The following is a 24,335-nucleotide window of genomic DNA, read 5'->3' as shown; positions in this document are numbered from 1 at the left end:
ACAATATTGGATAAGATTAAATTGTTTCCGCAACAAAAATAGTTCACTATCATTTTAAGAATCCTGTTGTTTAAATATAACTTTAACCAAAGCTCCACCAAGAGCGCTATCGCTAATAATGATCTTACCCTCGTATTGTTCAAGAATTTCAGCTGCTACAGAAAGACCTAAACCTTGTCCAGATCTCAACGTATCAGCACGTTGTCCCCGCTGAAAAATAAGCGTACGTTTTGATTTTGGAATACCAGGTCCATCATCTTCAATGATAATGTGTAATGCATTTTCTTTGTCATGTGCACTAATTTCAACAAATTCTAAACAATATTTACAAGCATTATCTAAAATATTGCCTATTACTTCCATAAAATCATTTTTTTCACCTACAAAGGTTAGTTCGGGTGAAATATCTAATGATAAGGACACTCCCTTACGTTGATAAACTTTATTTAAAGCTGAACATAAACTATCCAGAAGCGGTGGAATAGACTGTAGCTCACGACTTAATACATTATGATCTGAATGAATTGTTACACGATGCAAATAATAACCAATCTGTTGAGAAATACGACTAATTTGTTCCAACATAATAGGTTCTACTATCTCAATATTAGCATTATGATCAGTGCGAAAAGAACGTAATGTTGTTTGCAATACTGCTAGCGGTGTTTTCAAGCTATGAGTTAAATCTGATAAAGTAGAACGATATTTCTGATATCGTTGGTGTTCATTTTTCAAAAGAATATTAAAATTACGCACCAAAATATTTAATTCACATGGCAAATTTTCAGGCAATCGATCACGTTCTCCAATCTCTAGTTCACGTACTTGTTTAACTAATTTTTTGATTGGTTGTAAACTCCAATGCGCTGCTAGCCAAAGCAATGGTATTATTAGTAATATATTAGCTATTAATACGTAACTAAACCATTGCCAAACTAAATCAGTTCGTTGTAGTTCATGTGGAATAGTATCTACAACTACCATTGTTAATGGTGGAAAATGTTCGGTAAGCGGATACCGATTAACTACTGCTGAATAGGTGAAGAAGATATTGCCAATACTTCTGTTATTAAATTTTTTTAATTTGAATCTAGTACTAGAATTATTTTCTACTATAGTACTACTAGTATACAAATCAGCATCAAATTCAAAATAACCTGCTTTAGTAAGCCAATCATTTCGTAAACATAGTTCTAAAGCGGGAACATAACGCTGACGCCAGAGAATATGACCATTATTATCGTAAATTAATATCAATGCTGTAAAATTAACATCGATGTCAAGTGGCACAATCGCGAGTTGATTGTTTTTCCATTGAACGAGACTAAAAAGAAGATTACTTTCGCTTCGAAGCATGCGAAACGATGTTTTATCAAAACTAATACTATAATTAATTATGGCTACCATACCGTAGCATAAAGAAAGTGATAAGACTAAAAAAGCGGTAGCAAGCGAGAATCTAATGCGTAAAGAAAGTGGTTTTATATGTCGATATTGAAATAAAATCATAAAGCTTAATTAATATCAAAACGGTAACCTTTACCACGTACAGTGGTGATTACATCATTTAAGTAATGAGCTTGTATTTTTTTTCTCAACCGACCCATTAGCACATCGATGGTATGACTTTCACGTAATTCAGCATCAGGGTAAAGTTGTAGCATTAGCAAATCTTTACTAACGACTTTTCCTGTATTTCGTATTAAAGTTTCAATGATGGTATATTCAAAGGCAGTAAGTTTGATATTAACGTCATGAATCATAAGTTCGCGACGTGAAAGATCAATAAAGAAAGGTGGTAAAGCTATAACTTGTGAAGCCAAACCGCTATTTCGTCGCATCAAGGCTTGCATACGCGCTACTACTTCCTCTAAATGAAATGGTTTTGTAACATAATCATCCGCACCAGCTTCCAGCACTTTAACTTTATTTTCCCACCCTTCTCTAGCAGTAAGTACCAATAAAGGAATTTTAACTTGATGATTTCGCCATCTTCGAATTAAACTAAGACCATCCTCATCGGGCAAACCCAAATCAACAATAGCAATATCGGGAGAATTTTCATTAAGAAAATAGTCTGCTTCCTTGACGTCTTCTGCAGCATCTACTTGATGCCCCATTTCACGTATTTGGACCTTTAGATGATGACGCAGAATAGAATTATCTTCTATTACTAGAACTCGCATCGCAGCTCCTAAATAAAATTAACTTTGATAAATTAAGCAGATTAATTTGTTTTACTAAGTAATATTCATTGTGTTCTTAAAAAAGCATACACTTATAAATAGTAGTATTTCAGAAAATAGCTAAACTTTATATAAACAAAGACAGGACTTAATAAGATTATATACCCCCCCGATATAGTATATTTTACTTATAATATCTATTTATTTTAATTCATCAACCATGATTGATGCACGCCCGATATATTTACTTGGAGTTAGCATTTTTAACCGTACCTTTGCTTCTTCTGGCAAAGGTAAACTATCAATAATCATTTTCATAGTCTCGGCATTAAGACACTTACCATGCGTAAGTGATTTCAATGTCTCATAAGGTTTTTCAATGCCATATCGACGCATTACGGTTTGAATAGGCTCAGAAAGAATTTCCCAATTATGATTTAGCTCTTTCAACATATGTTCTTGGTTCACTTCTAGTTTACTTATTCCTTTCAATGTGGATCGATACGCGATCAATGAATAACCAATACCAATGCCCAAATTACGTAGTACGGTAGAATCTGTTAAATCACGCTGCCAACGTGAAATTGGTAATTTAGCTGATAGATGTTTCATTATTGCATTAGCTAATCCTAAATTTCCCTCTGCATTTTCAAAATCAATAGGGTTGACTTTATGTGGCATGGTTGAAGAACCAACTTCTCTAGATACTGTATGTTGTTTAAAATAATTTAGTGCTATATAACCCCAAACATCATGGTTAAAATCAATAACAATAGTATTGAAGCGCATTATGCAGTCAAAAATTTCAGCAATATAGTCATGAGGTTCAATTTGAGTAGTAAATGGATTCCACAAAATTCCAAGATTACTAACAAACTCTTCGCTAAAACTATGCCAATTTACTTCAGGATAGGCTACCATATGGGCATTATAATTACCTACAGCACCATTGATTTTTCCTAAAATTTCCACTTTTTTTAATTGATTAAATTGCCGAATCATGCGATACGCCACGTTTGCCATCTCTTTACCTAGAGTAGATGGTGTGGCTGGTTGTCCATGAGTTCGTGATAGTAAAGGTATATCACGATATCGTTTAGCTAACATTTTTATACATTTAATAATCTTACGCCATTCCGGCAATAGAATTACTTGACGGGCAGTGGATAACATTAATGCATATGCAAGATTATTAATATCTTCAGAAGTACAAGCAAAGTGAACAAATTCACTCACTGTTTTTAACGTAGGAAAATCAATGATTTTTTCTTTAAGAAAATATTCTACTGCTTTTACATCATGATTGATGACACATTCGATATTTTTAATACGTTCTGCATCTTGCATGCTGAAATTTTTAACAATATTATCAAGATACTTAGTTGTTTTATCATCAAAAGGTGGTAATTCTCTAATGGCATCACAAGATGATAATTTTTTTAACCAGTATACCTCTATTTGTACTCTAAATTTAAGTAATGCATATTCGCTGAATATGGTACGAAGAGGATTCAGTATTTCTCCATATCGGCCATCAATGGGTGATATAGCAGTTAATAAAGATAATTCCATTATTTTTTCGACTGCTCCTCAAAAAAAGGACTTAAAAAACATAATATTATTGCCTTTTTAGCTGAACGACATAGCTGACTTTGAGTAAATATTGGTTATAATTTTCCACATTTATATGCTGCTACAAAACAATAAAATGCATGTTAGCTAACAATATGGAATATATTTTAGCTTGTTAGGATCCTAAAGTTTTTAAAACTGTCAGTGCACTTGTAAATTTGCAGTTCTGATGATCTGATGAATTAATGATACGTCTCATCGTACTGATGAAAATAGTAGACATTCGATCGAAAATGATCAAACTGTAAATAAAAAATATTAGCACGCCGGCTTAATACCGTCTGAGCAATTTAGTATTATGTATCTTATGTTCTAATAATATTAGACTACATATAACAGATCAGTTTAGCACAAAAACCTATTTAAGAAAATGAATACAATATGTCTCGTAAATTTTACGATCTCATTTAAAAATTCTCAAAGTATTGTCATATATTGAGTCTATCGACGTAAGATTTAAATTAATTATCCACCCGTCAATAGTAAATTTTTAATTTTAAATTAATCTCAAGCTGTTGTATAGGAATTATATCAACTTAATAACGTTATTATTGAAATATATTTTTTTAACTGTTATTAACTGGTAGTTACGCAATTTTTGTTAGTACTTTCATACTTATAGTCTGCTAAAAGTTGACGTGATTTAATTATTCCACCTCCTAAACAACGTTCGGATAAGTAAAAAACCACTGATTGTCCAGGTGTGATGGCAGCTACTGGTTGATTAAATGTAACTCTTAAACTTCCATTTAACTGCGGCATTGCTAGACAACAGATATCCTGCTGACGATAACGAGTTTTTACAGTGCAACGAAGTGGTTTTATTAATTTTTCACGATTAACCCAATGTAGGTTTTCAGCAATTAAACTAGTAGACATCAAGCTCGGATGCGCATAGCCCTGGGCAACAATTAACCGATTATTCATTAAATCTTTATCTACCACATACCAAGGGGCATTACTACTATGACGCATACCACCTATGCCTAATCCTTTTCTTTGCCCGATTGTATAGCACATCAACCCTTGATGATGTCCAATTTTTTCACCATTTACCGAAATAATTTCCCCTAATTTTTTAGGTAAATAACAACTTATAAAATCGCAGAATTTACGTTTACCAATAAAGCAAATACCAGTAGAATCCTTTTTATTAGCGGTAACTAAAGCAAGTTCAGCAGCAATGTGACGCACTCTTAACTTCGATAAGGCGCCAACCGGAAATAAACAACGTGCAATTTGACAATGGCTTAAAGTATACAAAAAGTAACTTTGGTCTTTATTACTATCTATGCCTCGTATTAACTGACTTTTACCATTGACGTCCAAACGACGAATATAATGTCCTGTAGCAATATAGTCAGCTTCCAAAGTATCAGTGGCAAATTTTAGAAAAGCTTTAAATTTAATTTCCTTGTTACAAAGAATATCAGGATTAGGAGTACGACCTTTTTGATATTCAGAAAGAAAATTCTGAAAAACATTATTCCAATATTCATTGGAAAAATTAACAATATGCAGGACAATATTTAGCTGATCGCATACTGTTAAAGTATCTATTAGATCTTTTTCCGAAGTACAATGCCCTTTATGAAGATCTTCGTTCCAACTTTGTATGAATAGTCCTTCTACATGGTAATTTTGTTGCTGCAACAACCAAGCAGAAACTGAAGAGTCAACACCACCTGACATTCCAACAACTACTTTCTTTTTAAATTTATTGGACATTATGTCCTCACGAAAAGATACGAAAATATGCATCTCGTAAATTAGATTATAACACTATGATTAATTCATCTAGAATTTTTCTCCTTTTAAATCAAGTGTATAATTTATTTATAACCTAAGACAACGTTGATATTATCAAAAGATAATGAAGCTATAAATAATACAAGCATAACGAAATACTTGATCAATTACCAATATATAATTTAACAATGAATCAAGCTTATTAACAATAGATAAAATTATCTAATTAAATATGGATTATATCTGTTAATAGAATCACATAATTTCATCTTAACGTTTAAGAATAAAACATAAATTAATAAATTAATTTTTAATATATATTATTTACAGAAAACCAGTATTGAAAATATATTGTGTAGAAAAAATAAAATATTATTGATATAACTTATCGATTCAAAAAAAATAAATTCAAAAAATTTGATACATTTTATATATAAAACTATCCTTGTTATCTTCTATATATCATTATTTTTAATAAATTAAAGAAAACCATGTTATTATATTAATTTAAAATACATATGATCGATTCATTATTTGAGTAATGTATTTATTCTTGAATTTAATTTCGGATTAGTTTGCCACGTTAGAATAAATTATATCGAACACATATTAAATTTAGTTCAAGTCGATGAGGATCATCAAGACTGGAGAACACCAATTTAATGCTCATTAAATAACTTTTCGGTTACTTTAATTTACTATTAATACCGAATATTTTGAAAAGTTTAATAGCTCATTATCATAAAAAGTAGAAATTGCCAAATTATTTGGTACACGTCCACTTCATTGTAGTATAACATCTATTACTTCCCCTGAAGCAGCGAAGATGATGTAGTAAATACAATGTTTGTGTATTGTATTTCTAGATAATAGCTAAATAAATGAATAGTATTTGCACAATTATCATTATTGAAATAGTAATAATTGATTTCATTGATCTTATTTCCTATCTACGTTAAAATCCCTGTCCAAGTAAAAAATTTTTTGATCGTTCTGATCAAGCTCAAAAATAAAGTACATATTTTACTGGAAATATGTTCATTCTTTTAAAAAACATTGTTGCATCTTTTAATCAATCCCTACAATGTAGACAACATGATCACGATTTATTGCACAATCTAGAACAGTGATAGGCTAATTATTTACATTGGCTCAATGCTGATAAATTGCATATTCATGGTGGAAGCATGATAGAAATAATGATAGAGTCTACTTGGCGCTGAAAAGAGATTCCATACAACGCATTTCATTATCTCGCTCATTTTCTGAAAAGGTAATTGATAGCTGATAACCACTCTGATGTGATTGATATTCAAGATATTGCGCTATGCGAGAATATAGTTTAAATTTTTCAAATTGGGAATAATAATCAAACTAATATATCTGGTACATACGGCACGTAATCCAGATTACATCTTGGGATAATATTTATACTCCTTATGACTAGTCATAATTCTTTGGTTGTTTTATTATTGACTCTCGTTACTTCATTTGTTACTGTTGATCACGTGCTATCAATTTTTCGTAAAATATGAGTTAAACGCGCGATTTCATTCAGCTTTACATAATTCCCTCTTCTTTCATTTTTACGATTTTAAATTAACCTATTTTAGTTTTAATAGTTAAATTAGAGAGTTTAACCATGTTAAAACTACTGACATAAAATCCTAAGTGATACTAGAAAATGTATAAGTTTGAGATGTATAGTATAAATAGTTAAATATTAGTTAAACATTTATAATTAAAAATTATAGATGATCTAGTTTTATGAAAAAGTTATATATAAATTTTAAAATATTTCATTTTCTTTTAAAAATATTGAAATATAGATAACATAAAAAGTATATTTTTTATATTTTAGAGTACATTTCATACTTATCTAAAATAAATTTTTACATAATTATATAAAATCAAAGAAACTTGATAGGGTTGTAATATATTGGATATTGCTCCTATATTGTAATAGAAAATATAAAATGTAGGTTTTATTTTATAAAAAAATATGTAGGATACGCAACGCATAACAAGAAAATTAACTGCTGTTTGAGCATACTCTTTTCATTTTTTTGATATATGAAATAAATCTTCACTATTAAACTTATATATTTTCTATCAATACATCTTTTATTGTTCCATTACAAATATATTGATAAACAACACGAGATGAAAACATAATTATAATTATAATATTATATTTAATATTAAGAGGTAAAAAAAATGAATTATAATTGATTAATGTCACATTGATACTAATGTGGCACTTTTCTATTCATTTATATTAATACCATTGATTTTTTACTAATTATCTATGATATATCATTACATCTAGATATATAGGTAATGATTCGATAACTATCGAATTTAATATAATTTAATGTAGATAAAAAAATATAATGGATAAATCAATTTTTTACTAAACTGAATAAAATTCAGCATAAAGTCATATTAAACTTAACACTTAGCTTAGTTTATCTATCTGGATAAATAAAATAGCTGTTTAGATTGAGAATACAACAAAAAATCATATTTAAGATAATCGAAGTGTACTTAGGAACTTCAATGTACTCAATCATAGAGAGTGATAGTGCAATGCAATGTAACCAATATTTGAATTTTATAAGTTCTTTTTCAAAATTACTATACTCAAATAAAATGATTTCAAATATCATTTAATAGTAATTAAAGAGCAAGCTTATGATAACTTATATGTAGATTTAATCTATATTAATGTAATTAATATTTCATATTAATTCACAATAAATTATTTATTTTTCTGTTCCCTTATTATTTAAAGTTTAAGATACTAACATACTAGAATAGTTCTAATTTGCTTCTAATGTTTTCATATTAATGAAAAATTCAATCGATACTATTTTAACACTGGTAGATAACCTTATATTTTAGGAGATTAACGTGTTAACAAAAAAATGGTTATTTTGTTTACTGTTAACTTTTTCTACATCGATACTAGCTAAGTCCACTCTGACGATATATACATATCATGCATTTTCTTCTGAATGGGGTCCTAGACGAGAAATTCAAAATGCATTTGAAAAAAAGTACGATTGTAAACTTAAATTTATTACACTCGAAGATGGTATCGATTTGCTAAATCGGTTACGCATAGAAGGACACAATAGTCAAGCAGATGTAGTAATAGGATTAGATAACAATCTAATACAGGCAGCGCGGGAAACCGATTTATTTGCACCGCATGATATTAATATCCAAAACCTTAAACTGCCTGGTGGATGGAATGATAAAATTTTTTTACCTTATGATTACAGTTATTTTGCATTTATCTACGATAAAAGAAAACTACAAAATCCTCCTCGTAGCATGAATGAATTAATAAATAATCATTCATCAATGAAAATTATCTACCCAGATCCTAGATCTAGTACAGCAGGATTAGGTTTATTACTATGGATGCAAAAAATTTATGGTAATAATAATGCATCAGATGCTTTTAAAAAATTGTCAAAAAAAACCCTTACAATAACGAAAAGTTGGAGTGGAGCCTATAACCTTTTTTTAAAAGGAGAAGCAGATATAGTGTTAAGTTACATTACTTCACCAGCCTATCATATTATCAAAGAAAACAAAGATTACTATGTAGCTGCATGTTTTAGTGACGGACATTATCAACAGGTTGAGGTGGCTGCTCAATTAAAAATTAGTAAAAAAGCAGATCTTGCCAATCTCTTTATGCAATTTATTCTAACGCCAGATTTTCAAAAGAATATTTATACCAAAAGTTGGATGTATCCAGTTATTGATATACCCCTGCCAATAGGTTTCAAAAAACCTCCTCGAAAAATCGTAAGTTTTACTCCAAAACAAATAGCAACTGAACGTGTTAGTTGGATTAAAGACTGGCAAAAAGCCGTCAGTGTGTAGTAATTATGACAAATTTTTGGCGATATATATTTTAAGAACACAATAGAATGCACATGCGATTATTCCTTACAAAAATACGATGTAAATATTTTCCCTATTGGCTATGGCCAGGAATATTAGCATCTACATTAATTATATTTATCATTTTTTCAATTTTTGTTGCTATCTTATACCAGGCACAATCCCATCAATTTATTTCCATATTAGCTGATCGTTATTTATGGCATGTGTTACTTTTTACATTCACACAAGCTCTTATTTCAGCTCTACTTTCTACTTTGCCAGCTATATTAGTAGCACAAGCTCTATATCACCGCGACTTTCCAGGCCGTACATTTCTGCTCCGTTTTTGCAGCATGACATTAGTACTTCCAGTTCTTGTAGGTGTTTTCGGTATCATGAGTGTTTTTGGTCAACAAGGTTGGTTAGCACAGTTATGTCATGGTTTACATCTAACTTATAATGTTTCTCTGTATGGTCTTAACGGCATTGTTTTAGCACATGTATTTTTCAATTTTCCACTAGCAACTCGACTTCTGCTTCAAGCACTAGAAAGTATTTCAATTGAACAAAGACGATTGGCTATTCAATTAGGAATGTCTGCAAGTTCATTTTTTCGTTTAGTAGAATGGCCTTGCCTACGTTATAATCTTTTACCGTCAGTCATATTGATTTTTATATTATGTTTTTCCAGTTTTAGTATTGTATTAATATTAGGTGGTGGTCCACGTACAACGACCCTTGCAGTAATCATTTATCAGTCACTTAGATACGATTTTGATATGAGTCGTGCTGCTTTACTTGCATTATTACAAATGATGTGCAGCATTGGATTCGCCATCGTTAGCCAACGACTTACTGAAAAATTTCCAATTGGTGTTTCATATTACACAAGCCAATTTGATCAAAAATATGCGATTCAGGGTAGATTAGGAGATAACTTAGTTATTTGTTTAGCATTGTTATTTTTAATTCCACCCTTATTAGCAGTTATAATTAATGGTCTTAATAATAATTTTCTAACAGTAATACGAAATATAGAACTCTGGAAAGCTATATTTACCTCTCTATATGTTGCATTGGGATCAGGTGTGTTATGCCTCATTTTAACAGGAATGTTATTATGGAGTAGTCGTGAGTTACGTTTACGTCAATATAAATTGAGTGCGCAATTATTAAATTTAAGTGGAGTAGCGATTTTATCAATACCGAGTATAATTTTATCGACTGGATTATTTTTGTTATCTACAAAGTATAGTAGACTTTTAACATCACCGATACTAGTAGTAATATTAACTAATGCCCTTATGGCTATTCCTTATGCATTAAAAATATTAGAAGGTTCGATGCAAAATATTGCTGAACGTTATCATAAATTGTGTCTTTCATTAAATATTGGTGGTTTTAACCGACTATGTCTAATAGAACGTCGTGCATTACAACAATCTGTCGGCCAAACGTTAGCATTTGCTAGTATTTTATCATTAGGAGATTTTGGAAGCATTGCTCTTTTTGGTGATGAAAACTTTAGGACGTTACCACTCTATCTTTATCAGCAGATAGGATCTTATCATAACCAAGATAGTGCGGTTACTGCTCTTTTATTATTAACTCTGTGTTTTTTACTATTTAGTATATTAGAAAAATGTTCGAAAATTCATGATCATTCTGGATAGAATAAGCTGGTATTATCATCATAGTTTGAATCCTATGCAATTCAATTTACAATTGGATGCTGGTGAAAAAGTAGCAGTACTTGGACCAAGTGGTTCCGGGAAAAGTACTTTTTTACATTTGATCGCCGGATTTTTGCCATTACGTAGCGGAAATCTATGGTTAGATGGTGTACAACATAATGAAACTCCACCTGGGCATAGGCCAGTATCAATACTTTTTCAAGAAAATAATTTATTTTTACACTTGACGGTAGAAGAAAATATTGGCCTTGGATTAAACTCAGGATTGCATTTGACATCCTCTCAACGAAAAGATTTGAAATATATTGCACAACAAATAGGCATAGATAGTATATTAGATCAAAAACCGTTAAAGATTTCTGGTGGTCAACGACAACGAACTGCTCTCGCCCGTTGTTTAGTGCGTAAAAAACCTATATTGTTACTAGATGAACCTTTTTCAGCATTAGATCCAGCTTTACGTAAAGAAATGATTCATTTGTTAAATGATATTTGTATATCTCGAAAAATAACACTACTTATAGTATCACATAATCTAGATGATGTTCTCCAATTAGCACCACGCACCGTATTAATTGTCAATGGACAAATTTATTACGATGGCCTCACTATAAAACTGATGCATGGCGAAATCCCAGAAGCAGTTATTCTTGGTATTAATCCAACATCAATAATTCACTCTAAATATTAACAACTGTAATGAAATTATATAGATCCTATAGAAATCTATTTTTTTAATTTTTATCTTATTAATTTGTAAATTACTTAATAAATATTAATTAAAATTATTTTTCTTACTAAGGCGAATTTTATTTATTAATTTTTATTTGTCGTATATTATCAATATTCCGGATATTTTTTATTAAAGTCATAATGTCAATAACTTAGTTAAGTTACGTAATGAACTTATATTGACCATAGTTTTTGTATATTTTTTATAGAGTGTATATCACATAGTTAATAGATTATTTTAATATTTAAAAAATAATTATAAGTTATAAATTGACCATCGATAATTATTGCATTTACTAATATAAAGTATCAATTTGTTTAATGGGTTATATAGCCATATTATAGTATGTGATATTGATCAAATTATTCAATATAATACCATATACTTCATATATTAATAGTAAATTTATTTTCTCATTAACAATTCTATGTCAATTTATCGTATAACTAATGAATTAATCATGACTAGACTTCAATAAAAATTTTTATTTTTAGTGCGTTTAATGTTATAAACGTTAAACTGAAATAACATTTAAAACACATCATTTTAATGATGTCGATTTAATAATAGATTATTTTAATTTATTGCATTAAAATAATTTGAAGAAAATCATATCTATTATTGTTTTGAAAAAATATACATTTTAATTATCTCTATTTTTTTAGAAATGATCAATTTAATCTAGTCTAACTTAAAGTTAAGTTTACTTTTAAAAAAGTACTAGTTTAAAATATCAGCCACAACCAAATTTAGCCGATATCTTTTCTACATTAAATTTAATTATTTTAATGTGGATATTATTAGGATTTATATCCTTCCATCTGTTTAGACTGTACAGCAGTTAATGCAATCGTATACACTATGTCTTCTACTAAAGCACCGCGTGAAAGATCATTAACTGGTTTTCGCATACCCTGTAGCATTGGACCAATGGAAATTATATTTGTTGATCGTTGTACTGCTTTATAGGTAGTATTACCTGTATTTAGATCTGGGAAAATAAAGATCGTAGCTTTTCCAGCCACTGGAGAATTTGGTGCTTTCAATGAAGCAACGTCACTTAAAATAGCAGCATCATATTGCAATGGACCATCAATCATTAAATTTGGTCGTTTATTTTTTGCTAACTGAGTCGCTTTGCGTACTTTGTCTACATCATTGCCAGCACCAGAGTTACCGGTAGAATAGGATATCATTGCGACATACGGTTCAATGCCAAACGCCACAGCAGAATCAGCTGATTGAATAGCAATTTCTGCTAATTGCTCAGCAGATGGATTGGGATTAATAGCACAATCTCCATAGATTAAAACTTGTTCAGGAAGAAGCATAAAAAAAATTGAAGATACTAATAAAGATTTTTGAGAGATAGGCTTGATAAGCTGTAGAGATGGACGGATGGTATGTGTTGTAGTATGCACTGCACCAGATACTAAACCGTCTACTTTTCCTTGTTCTAACATTAATGTTCCTAGCATCACATTATCTTCTAGCTGCTCGCATGCCATGGATCTAGTCATCCCCTGTGCTTTACGTAATTCCATAAGACGATTCACATATTCTCTTCGAATCATTGAAGGATCGATAATTTTTATTGTTTTGCATAATTCAACATTGTGTTTTTTAGCCACGTGTTTGATTTGTTCTGGATCTCCTAGCAGGATACATTTGGCAATACCGCGCTTGGCACAAATAGAAGCTGCCTGTATAGTACGTTCTTCATCACCTTCAGGTAAAAGAATACATTTTTTTGCTTGACGCGCCAATGTATTTAAATGATATCGGAATGATGCTGCAGATAAACGCCGAGGTTTTTTTGATACATTTGATAAAGATTTAATCCAATCCACATCAATATAACTAGCAATATAATGCTGTAACTTTTCCATTCGGCAATGGTCATCAGGCGGAATACCTAAGCTAAAGTTTTGTAAATTAAGTGCAGTTTGCCAAATATTAGTTTTTACACTAAATATTGACATGCCAGTTTTTAGAGCACGTTCGCATAAATGTCGAATATGTAGCTCGATTTCACAACCATCGGTGAGTAAAATTGCAGTAATCTCTATGCCATTTAATGCAGCGAGACATGCGGCTATTAACATTTCAAAACGATCAGCCGGAATTATAAGTAATGATCCTGGCTTGAAATTTTCTAATATATTTGGAAAACCATACGTGCAGAAAACTACCGATTTTACTCGACGAGTATATATTGTACCTTCTTGAATTATTAATGCATCTAGATGACGCGCTATATCTATAGCCCGTACAGCGGTAAGATCAAAATTCCAAGGAATATAACCTAATATTGGTAATGAACTATTTTTAAATAGAGAATATTGATCCATAGTAGCATTATTTTCCGTATTATCATTTTCAAATAATTCTAATAAATTAGAATAAATTTGACCTTGCTTATTTATTGGGGCATTTATCTTGTTTACTATAATTCCAATTGTATTTTTGTTTTGACTATCACCAAAATTTAAGCATACAAGATTAATCAATTTATTTATATATTCAGCAGAATAATTGCTCAATTCTAGTACTAATATAATTTCAGCATTAAATGCCCATGCTATTTCATTATTTAGCATCATAGTAAATTGCTGTTTACTAGTAAGAATCAAACCTTCAATTAAGACTATGTTAGATTCTTGGATATTTTCATGATAGCAAGTTACAATTTTATCTATCAGTACATTTTGTTGATTAGAGCTGAGCAAATATTCAACATAATTCATAGACAAAGGAGGATTGCAAGGACGAATAATAGAGTCATTAAACATCGTCTTATGCACAGTAGATTCAAATTTCTTATTATCGAGTATAGGTAATCCGATAGGCTTAAATAAACTTAGACTAATGCCTTTTTGTTTTATGGCATAGCTCAGTCCAAGACTGATACTATTTAAACTGACATCAATACTAGTAGGAATTAACATGATCACACGAGACATAGATTATTATCTAACCTCATTACTTATAGAGTTTGAATTTATTAAGCAGTTAATCGCGCTGCATCTTGCGCGATAACTAATTCTTCTCTTGTTGGAATAACGATAGCGGGACGACTAGTATCAGTTGTGATGGTTCCGCTTTGTCCAAAGCATGTTTTTACATTCCGATGATCGTCTACCTCAAAACCAAGTAATGTTAATCTATTCAATGATAATTTACGCACCATTGCTGCATTTTCACCGATACCTCCTGTAAAAATTACCGCATCTAGATGACCTTCCATTAAGGTACTATAAGCTCCAATGTATTTAGCTAAACGGTGACAATATACATCCATAGCACGTCTAGCATTCTCTTTTTTTTGATAGTTATCTTCTAAATATCGACAATCGCTAGTATTGCCAGTTAATCCAAGCAAACCAGATTCTTGAGTCAATAATCTATTAATTTTATTAATAGACATTCCCAGGGTATTATGTAAATAGAATATGATTGCTGGATCAATGTCACCGCTACGTGTTCCCATGACTAGACCTTCCAATGGTGTTAAGCCCATAGATGTATCGACGCATTTTCCATTACAAATAGAAGATACAGAGCTACCATTACCTAAATGGCACGAGATTATATTGAGCTGATCAATTGGTTTATTTAATATTTTAGCTGCTTCTCGGCTAACATAAAAATGGCTAGTGCCATGAGCACCATAACGACGAATAGCATATTTTTGATATAACGTATAAGGAATGGCATAAAGATATGAAGCTTCTGGCATGGTTTGATGGAAAGCAGTATCAAAAACTGCTACATTTTTATTGGCCAATTTGGGAAATTGCTTTAAGGCTTCATGAATACCAATAAGATGTGCAGGATTGTGTAACGGTGCGAATGGGATAGCATTTTTAATACTTTGTATGACGTCATCATCAATAATGGTAGATTGAGTAAAACGTTCACCACCGTGAACAATTCGGTGACCAATTGCAGTTAATTGTTCCGATAGCTTTGGTTTCTGTTTTAGTATAGTAGTTACTAGAAAATGCAGCGATTCACGATGCGCACTATGAGTACCTAATGTTACTCTTCCCTGCTCAACGTTATCTAGTTTCCATTTGATACGTGCTTCCGGTAAGTTAAGACATTCAGCAAGTCCGGAAATATGCTCTTTACCATTAAAAGCATCAATAATAGAAAATTTCAAAGATGAACTTCCGCAGTTAAGAACTAGTATGAGTTTACTTGACATTAAAACACCTATCTGATATATATCATATACTATAACTCATTCATAAATATAGTAAAATTTAACTTTGATCTTTATGATATAGATCATATATATGATGATTTAATAATCATTAAATTAATAATATATCTAAATAGTGATGAATTTATGAAGCCCAAATATAATTGACAGAATTATAACGCAATAAAAATAATAGTTAGCTTAAAATTATATGTAAATTTAAATGAAGATAAATAGTCATAATAGATAACATATGCAAATACATTACCTATGAGTAATAGATAATGTATTTGCATATAAATAATATATAATAAAATAATATAAAAAAAGAACATATCACATTATGTAAATAAGTGAAAATTATGTGATATTTTTAATTGAGACATTATATAATACGATAATACTTATCGTTTAACCTTATATAAAATAAAAAAATTCTTATTAAATTTAAGAGGATTACTTAGTGTTTTAGAGTAATTAATCAACTAATGAATTCAATACGTTAACTTTTAAATAATCATATTTTTACATTAAAGAGCGCGTGTTAAACGACAGTAAAATTTTTTAATTTAAATTATTTTTGTTTTGCTTCTATGGCCGATTTAACAATTAATGAAAAAATTTCAGCTTGAAGTGAAGCACTACCAACTAATGCGCCATCAATATCTGAATATTTAAATAATTCTAATGCATTGTCAGCATTGACTGAACCACCATATTGAATAATAACTTGTTCTGAAATTGATATACTATACTGGGCAATATGACTTCGAATAAATTTATGTATCATCTGTACCTGCCACGGAATGGCAGGCTTTCCAGTACCAATAGCCCAAACAGGTTCATAAGCAATAACAGCATTTGAGAATGCTATAACACCTAACTTATTTAGTATTGCGTCTATCTGATTCGCACAGACAACTTTTGTTTGACCACGTTCATTTTCCACTTGTGTTTCACCAATACACAATACTGGAATTAACCCTAATTCTTTTAGTACGGAAAATTTTTTAGCAATGCATTCATCATTTTCTTTATGATAGGTACGGCGTTCATGATGACCAATAATAACATATTGAACGCCAATATCTTGGAGCATTTTTGCAGAAATTTCTCCAGTAAAAGCTCCGGATAAATGAAGATCAACATCTTGTGCTCCTATCGAAATTTGGCTTGTACCTAAATAATGCATTGCCAAGGTGAGATAAGTCGCAGGCGGTGCAATAACAACATCGCAATCAATCATGCTACTAAGTTTATTGCGTAGGGTTACAATAAACTCATACATCATATGTTTACTACCATTCAGTTTCCAGTTGCCTATCACTAACGGACGTCTCATGATCATTTCTCTAATCTAAAAAAATAAAAAGGTATCTTTTAAATGTTATTTACTAGATTAAGTTTACTAAAATAAATTTTATTATTAACTATAAGTAAGAAAGACAAGCAACTTAATATTAGTTAACTCTAATAAAACTTGATTGTTATTTTTAAGTATCTGGTATTTTTTAATGCAAATGTTGCGTTGTATTAACAAGTCAATCCATATATCATAATTTTTTTCATGTTGCTAATGTTGTACACTATAGCAATTTTCATTGATATCCTTATGTGCCGACTATTATTTATATAAATCAAAGTCATTGGGTATAATGACAAAAATGAATTTTTTTAAAAAAAGACAAATAACTTATTAGTTTTAATAACTTTATTTTTATTTTTTTTAAACTCAAAAGAAACAAAATAGATTTCCATGAACACATCAGAAAAAATGATGTAATCGTCTTCTCAATTCGAAATATTTTTTGATGAACGAAATTGCAATTACCATAATGTTGCCCCCTCAAAAAATAATGGAAATCATTATATATGACCACATAGTTGAATATCAGAAATTGTACTTTAAAGTTTATTTCCATCTATGTATATTAGTTTTTAATATACCTATTGGATCGGGTAACAACTAAACAATTACCAATAGTGTTCGCTGGTAACATGACCTGGTCTATGTTTAAAATTTTTATGCATATCATAGTTAATGTTAAGGAGTTGTTGTACATCATGTATCATTTTTGGGTTACCACATAACATCACATGACTACTGCGTGCATCAAGTTTGGTATCTACTGCTTTTTCTAAAGCGCCGTTTGTTATTAAGTCTGGAATACGACCAGTAATGGATCCTGGAGCTTGCTCACGACTGACTATTGTTTGAATACGCAGTTTTCCATTATAACTTCGTTGAAGTTCCAACATTTTTGTTAAATAATTTAAATCTTGAACAAAACGAGTTGCATGCACAAGTATTATTCGTTCAAACCTATCAAGATCATCTCTTTGATCGAGAATTGATAAATAAGGTCCTAAAGCAGTTCCTGTAGCTAGCATCCAAAGTTCTTTGCAAGATGGTATAGCTTTTAGAATAAAAGACCCAGATGAATCTTTCGTTATCATTAAACTGTTTCCAGGTTTAAGTGCATGTAATCGAGGACTCAGTTTTCCTTCAAGCACACTGATAATATAAAATTCTAGATTTTCATTATATGGTGCATTAACGTAGGAATAAGCACGCTGAATATTTTTATTATTTATATCTAATTTAAGTTTAGCAAATTGTCCGGCACTGAAAGTATTAATAGGAGCATGTATAACAAGGCTAAAGAGCCTATCTGTCCAGTATTTAATTTGTACTACATTACCAGTAACCCACTCAACCATAACTATATAATTTCCTGTATTGTCTAAATAATTTATCATTGTAATTAGAATCGTTCAATCTATGATTATAGCATAAAGTCAGATATAGTCAGTACCTTTTAAAAAAAATTTATATTCCATGTAACTTGTTTTTCATAGATTTTATGCAACACATACTTTATGTTAGTAGCTACTTTCATTAGCTTATTGAATTAAACTTTAAAACTCATATTGACAGTATATTAAATAATAATTTTTTCGATATATTATTAAATATTACAATATGCTAATAACATTAACTTAAAATAGAAGGTTAAACTAGACTTAGTCTATAATATGTGATATTCATAATATGGTGGGATTCTTTCAATAGACAAATTACTTGGTATGTTTCATAATTTATTTTTTATTCTAAACAATTTTATTTCTTATTCTGATTCAGTTGAACTGGTACTTCTATTTCTAGGTCATTTATTTAATTTATTATCATGACAAATTTGCGCCCAATTTATATTTTTCTGTTATTGATCGTCTTAGTAGCTGTAGGTCAAATGGCACAGACTATTTATATACCTAGCATTCCAAAAATTGCACGTGATTTATTGGTATGCGAAGGATCAATACAATGTTTAATGGCGGCTTATTTATTGTGCTATGGAATATCGCAGTTGATTTACGGTCCTCTTTCCGATCGAATAGGTCGTCGACCAGTAATTTTAAATGGTATGGCTATTTTTTGCTTAGGCACATTGCTAGCTATGTTTAGTAATTCATTGTTATTACTAACCTTGTCCTGTGGCATTCAAGGTATTGGAACTGGTGTAGGTGGTGTAATGGCACGTACTTTGCCAAGAGATATCTGTAATGGTAGAGCGTTACGTCGAGCCAATAGTCTTCTAAATATGGGAGTATTAGTCAGTCCATTGTTAGCTCCGATAATCGGTAGTGTATTATCTGATTGGTTTAATTGGCGTGCTTGTTTTTCATTCTTGTTATTTTTAAGTGCTAGTGTTACCTTATTGGTTTGGTTTTATCTACCTGAAACATGCCCTGCTTGGTCTATTACCAATAATTCCATTGTTGACTGTTATCGTTTATTACGTAATAAGACGTTCAATCATTATCTGCTCATGCTAATTGGTAGTTTAGCTGGCATAGTTTCATTTGAAGCCAGTAGTGGCATATTACTGAATAATATGGGGTTAACTGGTCAAGAAATTAGTATATTATTTATTACACCATTACCAGGTGCATTTCTCGGTGCTTGGTACGCTGGAAAAGCTTCCGCACCATTCAATGAACTAATGTGGCGGGCTGTACTATGTTGTTTACTAGCAAGCATTTTAATGTGGCTACCAGCTTGGTTTAGTATAATGAAAATCTGGACTTTAATATTACCGGCCATTTTATTTTTCTTTGGTGCTGGTATGTTATTTCCATTAGCAACTACTGGAGCTATGGAACCCTATCCTTATCTGGCAGGTACTTCTGGCGCTTTAGTTGGTGGTTTACAGAATATCGGATCGGGAGTAATAGCATATTGCTCCTCTTTGTTACCACAATATGATCAGTTTAGTCTTGGTATGATCATGTTCTCGATGGGAATGTTAATTTTAGTGTGCTGGTTACCTCTATCTCATATTTTTCATCGTCGAAGTTCTGAAACTATTTAACAACAAGTAGGTATATTATAGCATATTTATATATTATGTGAACATTAAGTTTTAATGAGAAAATTTTAATTTTTATTTATAATGCTAAATATAAAATTAGATTTAAAACGCTGCTATATAGTAGCGTTATCGCTCTTACAATATTTTTCTAGTACAATCAAACTATCAGAATTTCTTTATAACATTAGTATCAATAATACTTTTACTGACTGATTATTAAACAAATCATTTATTTTTTATTAAAAAGGATGATCTATGTTAGCAAATATTAATTAAGCATATTATTCAATAACTTTTAGTAAAATATGATTTAATAAAAAGACTGTAATTTCATTAAATGAGATCAAAAAAATAAATTAGATTAGTATGTTTCAATTTTAATTGGTTTTATTTTAAATAAAATAATATTTTTATTAATTTTGTTGTTGACAATAAGTTAACATTACTTAAATATAAAAACATTTATAATATCATTACTTATGTTATCAAAACATATTAAGAGCGCATATATAAAAATATAAGAGAGCTATATCAAATATTTTTATCTCTCTTACATATCTAAAAAATCAAAAAAATCATATGTGTTTGTACGGATGTTTATCGTTATTTAAAAAGCTCTAAAAATAATTTGTTATTATATTATTTATCATTAAAAGTTAGATATAACCTATTATTACAAAAATATTAATTTAAAAAAATTGCATCAGATGCATCTGTGTTAGTTTATTTATATAGTAATAATATATGTAATATATTAACTTTTAAAAATAAAATATTCACTTAATTTTAGTATCTTTTAGTATCTTCGGTATAAAATTTAGCCTTGATCCCTAGATATTGTAATGCATATTTTTATGAAAATATATGTACATGATTGTGTTTAAGTTAAGTGAAGCAGAGATTATTACATATTCAACAATATAATTAAATTTAATCTTACTGGTTCTTTATAGTCTTGTAATATATTTACTTTTATATTTTTTAAATTTATATGAATGAGTAAGGTAATTGAGATCTATACTCATAATCTTAAATTTTAGTTCATTTTCATTTCAATGAAAATAATGGTTTATTGTTTTTAAATTTCATAAGTTTTTCTACAGCCAATACTGTAATGTGAAGTTGATAAAGATTTGTATCGTTTTAAAAAAAGACGAAATCATAATTTTTATTATTAATTTTAAAAACAATATTTATTAAACTATTGATTTAAATCAATACATGATAACTTAAAACCTGTTTTTCTTATTTGAAAAATTTATAAACATAGCTATAGTAATAATAAGTTACATGATAATGTTCCAAAAGATGTATACGAATTATTCGCATGTTTTTTCAATTTGAAGTTTAATAATTTTTGTTGACGATATTATCGAATAATAATTTTGAAAAAATAAGCATCTTATGTTCTATATTTATTCGAACAAGCAAGAAGATTTTTCAAAAAACTAGGATAAAACTAATAGCGATGCATTCATGTCCTCTATTTATTAAGTAAGTATACTTTTATTAAATATAATATATTTTATTTCAATGTTGAACAGAAGAACAAACACGTTGAGTTGGCATACAATACCAGACTACTAATGTTAAAATAGCTAAGCATATACCAGAAGTAGTTAAAACTCGACTATGAGCCTGATTAAAAGCCATTTTTGCTTGTTGGCGAAGTAGATCAGCTTCTACGATATTTAGTCTTTCTGCTACCTGCAACGTGGCATTAATTGAAGAAGTTGCTTGAATCGCTAAGCCATCTGCTAATGTAGATGGGAGTACTAAAGTAGCGGAATAACCACTGGTTAGCATCATACCAAAAATAGCGACGCCTAGTCCAGCACCTAATTCATAAGCCATTCCTTCAATCGCTCCAGCTGCACCTGCTTTTTGTGGAGGAACAACACTCATGATAGCGGCAGTTGATGCTAGCAATGACATTTGCAGACTGAAGCCCAGTAACATCATCCATCCCCATGCAATTTTAATGTGATCCACAAAATCAATTTGTGATAAACCAAAAAAACTCAATGAACATAATGCAATACCATAGGATGATAGAATACGCAATCCCAATACAGATGCTAACCAGCTAACTAGTGGACTACAGATGCTAGCTGCTAGTGTTAGCGGCATCATAAACAAACCCGTTTGAAATGGAGTTTGCTGATGGATAAATTGTAGTTCTTGTGCCACAAGTAATTCAAAACCTACTAGTGTCATGAGAGATATTATTACCATGATAATCCCAGTACTCAAGACACATTCACGAAATAAACTAAGATCTAATATGGGTGTTGGCGATCTGAGTTGATGACGTAAAAAAACTATCAATATAAACGAACCAATTAAGCCTGCACTAAGTGTCTGCCATCCATCTCCGCAGAGTCCATGTTTAATTGCCAGAACCAGCAGTAGAATTGCTGTAATTAACATTAATGCTTGTTTAATCGACCAAGGTTGTGATGTACATTTTGGTTGTTTGGGCATGATTAGCCAACTTGCTGGCAATACAATGGCGATAACTGGTAGGTTAATTAAGAAAATTGATCCCCAATAATAATGAGTTAGTAACCAGCCGCCTATTAATGGGCCCATTGCTGCACCGGTGGTGCCGACTGAAGCCCAAATGCCTAATGCGATACCACGTTGTCTTTCATTTGTGAAAGTTTTACGTACTGCAGACAATGTAGCCGGTAATACCATAGATGCACCTATTGCCAATGCAGCACGAGCTAAAATGAGTTGTACAATAGTGTTGGCTAATGCGGCTGCTAAAGAAGAAAGAGCAAACCACAGCAGTCCATATATCCCTAAGCGTTTATAACCAATACGGTCGCCTAGTATACCCATCGGAAGTAATAAACCAGCCATAACCAGAGAATAAATATCGATGATCCATAGTAGCGCATTCCCACTAGCAGACAATGCTATACTCAATTTTGGTGCAGCAATATTCAGCACAGTCGTATCGATTGAAATTGGTAGGTACATCAGAATAATAACAGCTAAAATAAGCCATTTTTTAGACATATGTTGACTACTCGTGTGATAAAATATATATAATTGGCATATGTATATAACACTAATTATGTTTTGAATTACACTAAAATATTTATAAAACTAAATTTCACGGTTCATCTGTCCACTTCACAAGTAGTTAAATTTTAAATTTTTATAGTTACTTTAAGCTAAGATGGTCTACTCATAGTAGTAGGTTCGAATATTGATTCGCATTGTCACAATCAACGGAAGTGACGACATTATCATCTTTTAAAGAAAGAATAGAATTAACTAATTTATCGTCAAATAGATCACTATTATTCATTTTCTATAATGCAATGAGGTAGGAGGCATTTTACTTAAATACTTAGAAGTATTCTCCTTAAATATTGCTGATTTTTAGTAAACTACGTCTCATTCATCTCATGGTAAGAACGATAGTTAAAACTTGCAAACTGAGTATGAAGCAAGTTTATGAAAGGCGTACCTTCCTCTAGCTATGAAGCAATCACCGATTGTATTATCGAATCAAACACGAAATAGTATACATACATAATGTACTAATATTTATAACAACTAAATAATCAGAAGATAAAAGAAGACTATCTATATCGATCAATGATGTTGTTAATATTGCTTAGAAAGTAATGGATTTAGCTGTATAAATTATCCGTATAATCTCGTTTGTCTAACCTAATCATTAGTTAGAAATATATTGAGTGTTATCTAAACAATCAAAAAATATTTAAAAAGCATCATCTATTTATATGTGGTCTATTTTATAATAAGCTCGCAACTCATTATTTATCTTAGATTTTTTGAAGCCAGAGGTTAACATTAGTTATTTATAAAAGTATGATA

General features: G+C 30.4%; 13 protein-coding genes. 4 read left to right on the top strand and 9 right to left on the bottom strand.

The features are described from left to right. Positions 1 to 54: 54 nt before the first annotated feature. From phoQ to mnmA, 4 genes are all read right to left on the bottom strand, one after another. Positions 55 to 1,509: a two-component system sensor histidine kinase PhoQ gene (phoQ, locus tag ACICP0_RS03030; RefSeq protein ID WP_395479861.1), complete on the bottom strand. Its 1,455-nt coding sequence runs from the start codon at positions 1,507 to 1,509 to the stop codon at positions 55 to 57. A gap of 5 nt (positions 1,510 to 1,514) precedes the next feature. After that, on the bottom strand, positions 1,515 to 2,186 hold the full coding sequence (phoP, locus tag ACICP0_RS03025) for a two-component system response regulator PhoP (RefSeq protein ID WP_395479860.1): 672 nt from the start codon (positions 2,184 to 2,186) through the stop codon (positions 1,515 to 1,517). 201 nt (positions 2,187 to 2,387) lie between these two features. Further along, a complete protein-coding gene (gene purB / locus ACICP0_RS03020; protein ID WP_395479859.1) occupies positions 2,388 to 3,758 on the bottom strand; it encodes an adenylosuccinate lyase in 1,371 nt (456 codons plus the stop codon). A gap of 636 nt (positions 3,759 to 4,394) precedes the next feature. Continuing rightward, on the bottom strand, positions 4,395 to 5,546 hold the full coding sequence (gene mnmA, locus ACICP0_RS03015; protein WP_395479858.1) for a tRNA 2-thiouridine(34) synthase MnmA: 1,152 nt from the start codon (positions 5,544 to 5,546) through the stop codon (positions 4,395 to 4,397). Between the two features lie 2,934 nt (positions 5,547 to 8,480). Here mnmA and thiB point away from each other — a divergent pair. From thiB to thiQ, 3 genes are read left to right on the top strand one after another with little or no spacing between them, the layout of a single operon-like run. After that, positions 8,481 to 9,467, top strand: coding sequence for a thiamine ABC transporter substrate binding subunit (gene thiB / locus ACICP0_RS03010; protein WP_395479857.1), 987 nt, complete (start codon positions 8,481 to 8,483; stop codon positions 9,465 to 9,467). Between the two features lie 53 nt (positions 9,468 to 9,520). Further along, positions 9,521 to 11,143, top strand: a complete 1,623-nt coding sequence (gene thiP / locus ACICP0_RS03005) for a thiamine/thiamine pyrophosphate ABC transporter permease (protein WP_395479856.1) — start codon at positions 9,521 to 9,523, stop codon at positions 11,141 to 11,143. Beyond that, entirely contained in the window at positions 11,127 to 11,855 is a 729-nt protein-coding gene (thiQ, locus tag ACICP0_RS03000; RefSeq protein WP_395479855.1) for a thiamine ABC transporter ATP-binding protein ThiQ, read from the top strand. The genes thiP and thiQ overlap by 17 nt, the downstream gene beginning before the upstream one ends. A gap of 842 nt (positions 11,856 to 12,697) precedes the next feature. On the opposite strand, the gene pta is transcribed toward thiQ, so the two are convergent. From pta to fpr, 4 genes are all read right to left on the bottom strand, one after another. Next, complete coding sequence (gene pta / locus ACICP0_RS02995) at positions 12,698 to 14,860, bottom strand: phosphate acetyltransferase (protein WP_395479854.1); 2,163 nt, start codon at positions 14,858 to 14,860, stop codon at positions 12,698 to 12,700. A gap of 41 nt (positions 14,861 to 14,901) precedes the next feature. Continuing rightward, positions 14,902 to 16,107 (bottom strand): acetate kinase, encoded by a 1,206-nt coding sequence (locus ACICP0_RS02990; RefSeq protein WP_395479853.1) that lies wholly within the window; start codon positions 16,105 to 16,107, stop codon positions 14,902 to 14,904. 571 nt (positions 16,108 to 16,678) lie between these two features. Then, positions 16,679 to 17,446, bottom strand: coding sequence for a triose-phosphate isomerase (tpiA, locus tag ACICP0_RS02985; RefSeq protein ID WP_395479852.1), 768 nt, complete (start codon positions 17,444 to 17,446; stop codon positions 16,679 to 16,681). Between the two features lie 632 nt (positions 17,447 to 18,078). After that, entirely contained in the window at positions 18,079 to 18,825 is a 747-nt protein-coding gene (gene fpr / locus ACICP0_RS02980) for a ferredoxin--NADP(+) reductase (RefSeq protein WP_395479851.1), read from the bottom strand. Between the two features lie 467 nt (positions 18,826 to 19,292). Here fpr and emrD point away from each other — a divergent pair, with 467 nt between their 5' ends. Next, a complete protein-coding gene (gene emrD, locus ACICP0_RS02975; RefSeq protein WP_395479850.1) occupies positions 19,293 to 20,477 on the top strand; it encodes a multidrug efflux MFS transporter EmrD in 1,185 nt (394 codons plus the stop codon). 1,530 nt (positions 20,478 to 22,007) lie between these two features. Here emrD and ACICP0_RS02970 read toward each other — a convergent pair. Next, positions 22,008 to 23,504: an MFS transporter gene (locus ACICP0_RS02970; RefSeq protein WP_395479849.1), complete on the bottom strand. Its 1,497-nt coding sequence runs from the start codon at positions 23,502 to 23,504 to the stop codon at positions 22,008 to 22,010. Positions 23,505 to 24,335: the final 831 nt, after the last annotated feature.

Source organism: Candidatus Curculioniphilus buchneri endosymbiont of Curculio glandium (genome assembly GCF_964275155.1).
Classification (GTDB): domain Bacteria; phylum Pseudomonadota; class Gammaproteobacteria; order Enterobacterales; family Enterobacteriaceae; genus Curculioniphilus; species Curculioniphilus buchneri.
The sequence above is the reverse complement of the archived record's forward strand: the minus strand, read 5'-3'. Positions and strand labels throughout refer to the sequence as shown.

Excerpts from the sequence above, each read along its gene's own strand:
- thiQ (WP_395479855.1), top strand. The coding sequence starts at position 11,127 with ATGATCATTCTGGATAGAATAAGCTGGTATTATCATCATAGTTTGAAT.
- mnmA (WP_395479858.1), bottom strand. The coding sequence starts at position 5,546 with ATGTCCAATAAATTTAAAAAGAAAGTAGTTGTTGGAATGTCAGGTGGT.
- phoQ (WP_395479861.1), bottom strand. The coding sequence starts at position 1,509 with ATGATTTTATTTCAATATCGACATATAAAACCACTTTCTTTACGCATT.
- emrD (WP_395479850.1), top strand. The coding sequence starts at position 19,293 with ATGACAAATTTGCGCCCAATTTATATTTTTCTGTTATTGATCGTCTTA.
- thiP (WP_395479856.1), top strand. The coding sequence starts at position 9,521 with ATGCGATTATTCCTTACAAAAATACGATGTAAATATTTTCCCTATTGG.
- ACICP0_RS02970 (WP_395479849.1), bottom strand. The coding sequence starts at position 23,504 with ATGTCTAAAAAATGGCTTATTTTAGCTGTTATTATTCTGATGTACCTA.
- tpiA (WP_395479852.1), bottom strand. The coding sequence starts at position 17,446 with ATGAGACGTCCGTTAGTGATAGGCAACTGGAAACTGAATGGTAGTAAA.
- purB (WP_395479859.1), bottom strand. The coding sequence starts at position 3,758 with ATGGAATTATCTTTATTAACTGCTATATCACCCATTGATGGCCGATAT.
- ACICP0_RS02990 (WP_395479853.1), bottom strand. The coding sequence starts at position 16,107 with ATGTCAAGTAAACTCATACTAGTTCTTAACTGCGGAAGTTCATCTTTG.
- phoP (WP_395479860.1), bottom strand. The coding sequence starts at position 2,186 with ATGCGAGTTCTAGTAATAGAAGATAATTCTATTCTGCGTCATCATCTA.
- fpr (WP_395479851.1), bottom strand. The coding sequence starts at position 18,825 with ATGGTTGAGTGGGTTACTGGTAATGTAGTACAAATTAAATACTGGACA.
- pta (WP_395479854.1), bottom strand. The coding sequence starts at position 14,860 with ATGTCTCGTGTGATCATGTTAATTCCTACTAGTATTGATGTCAGTTTA.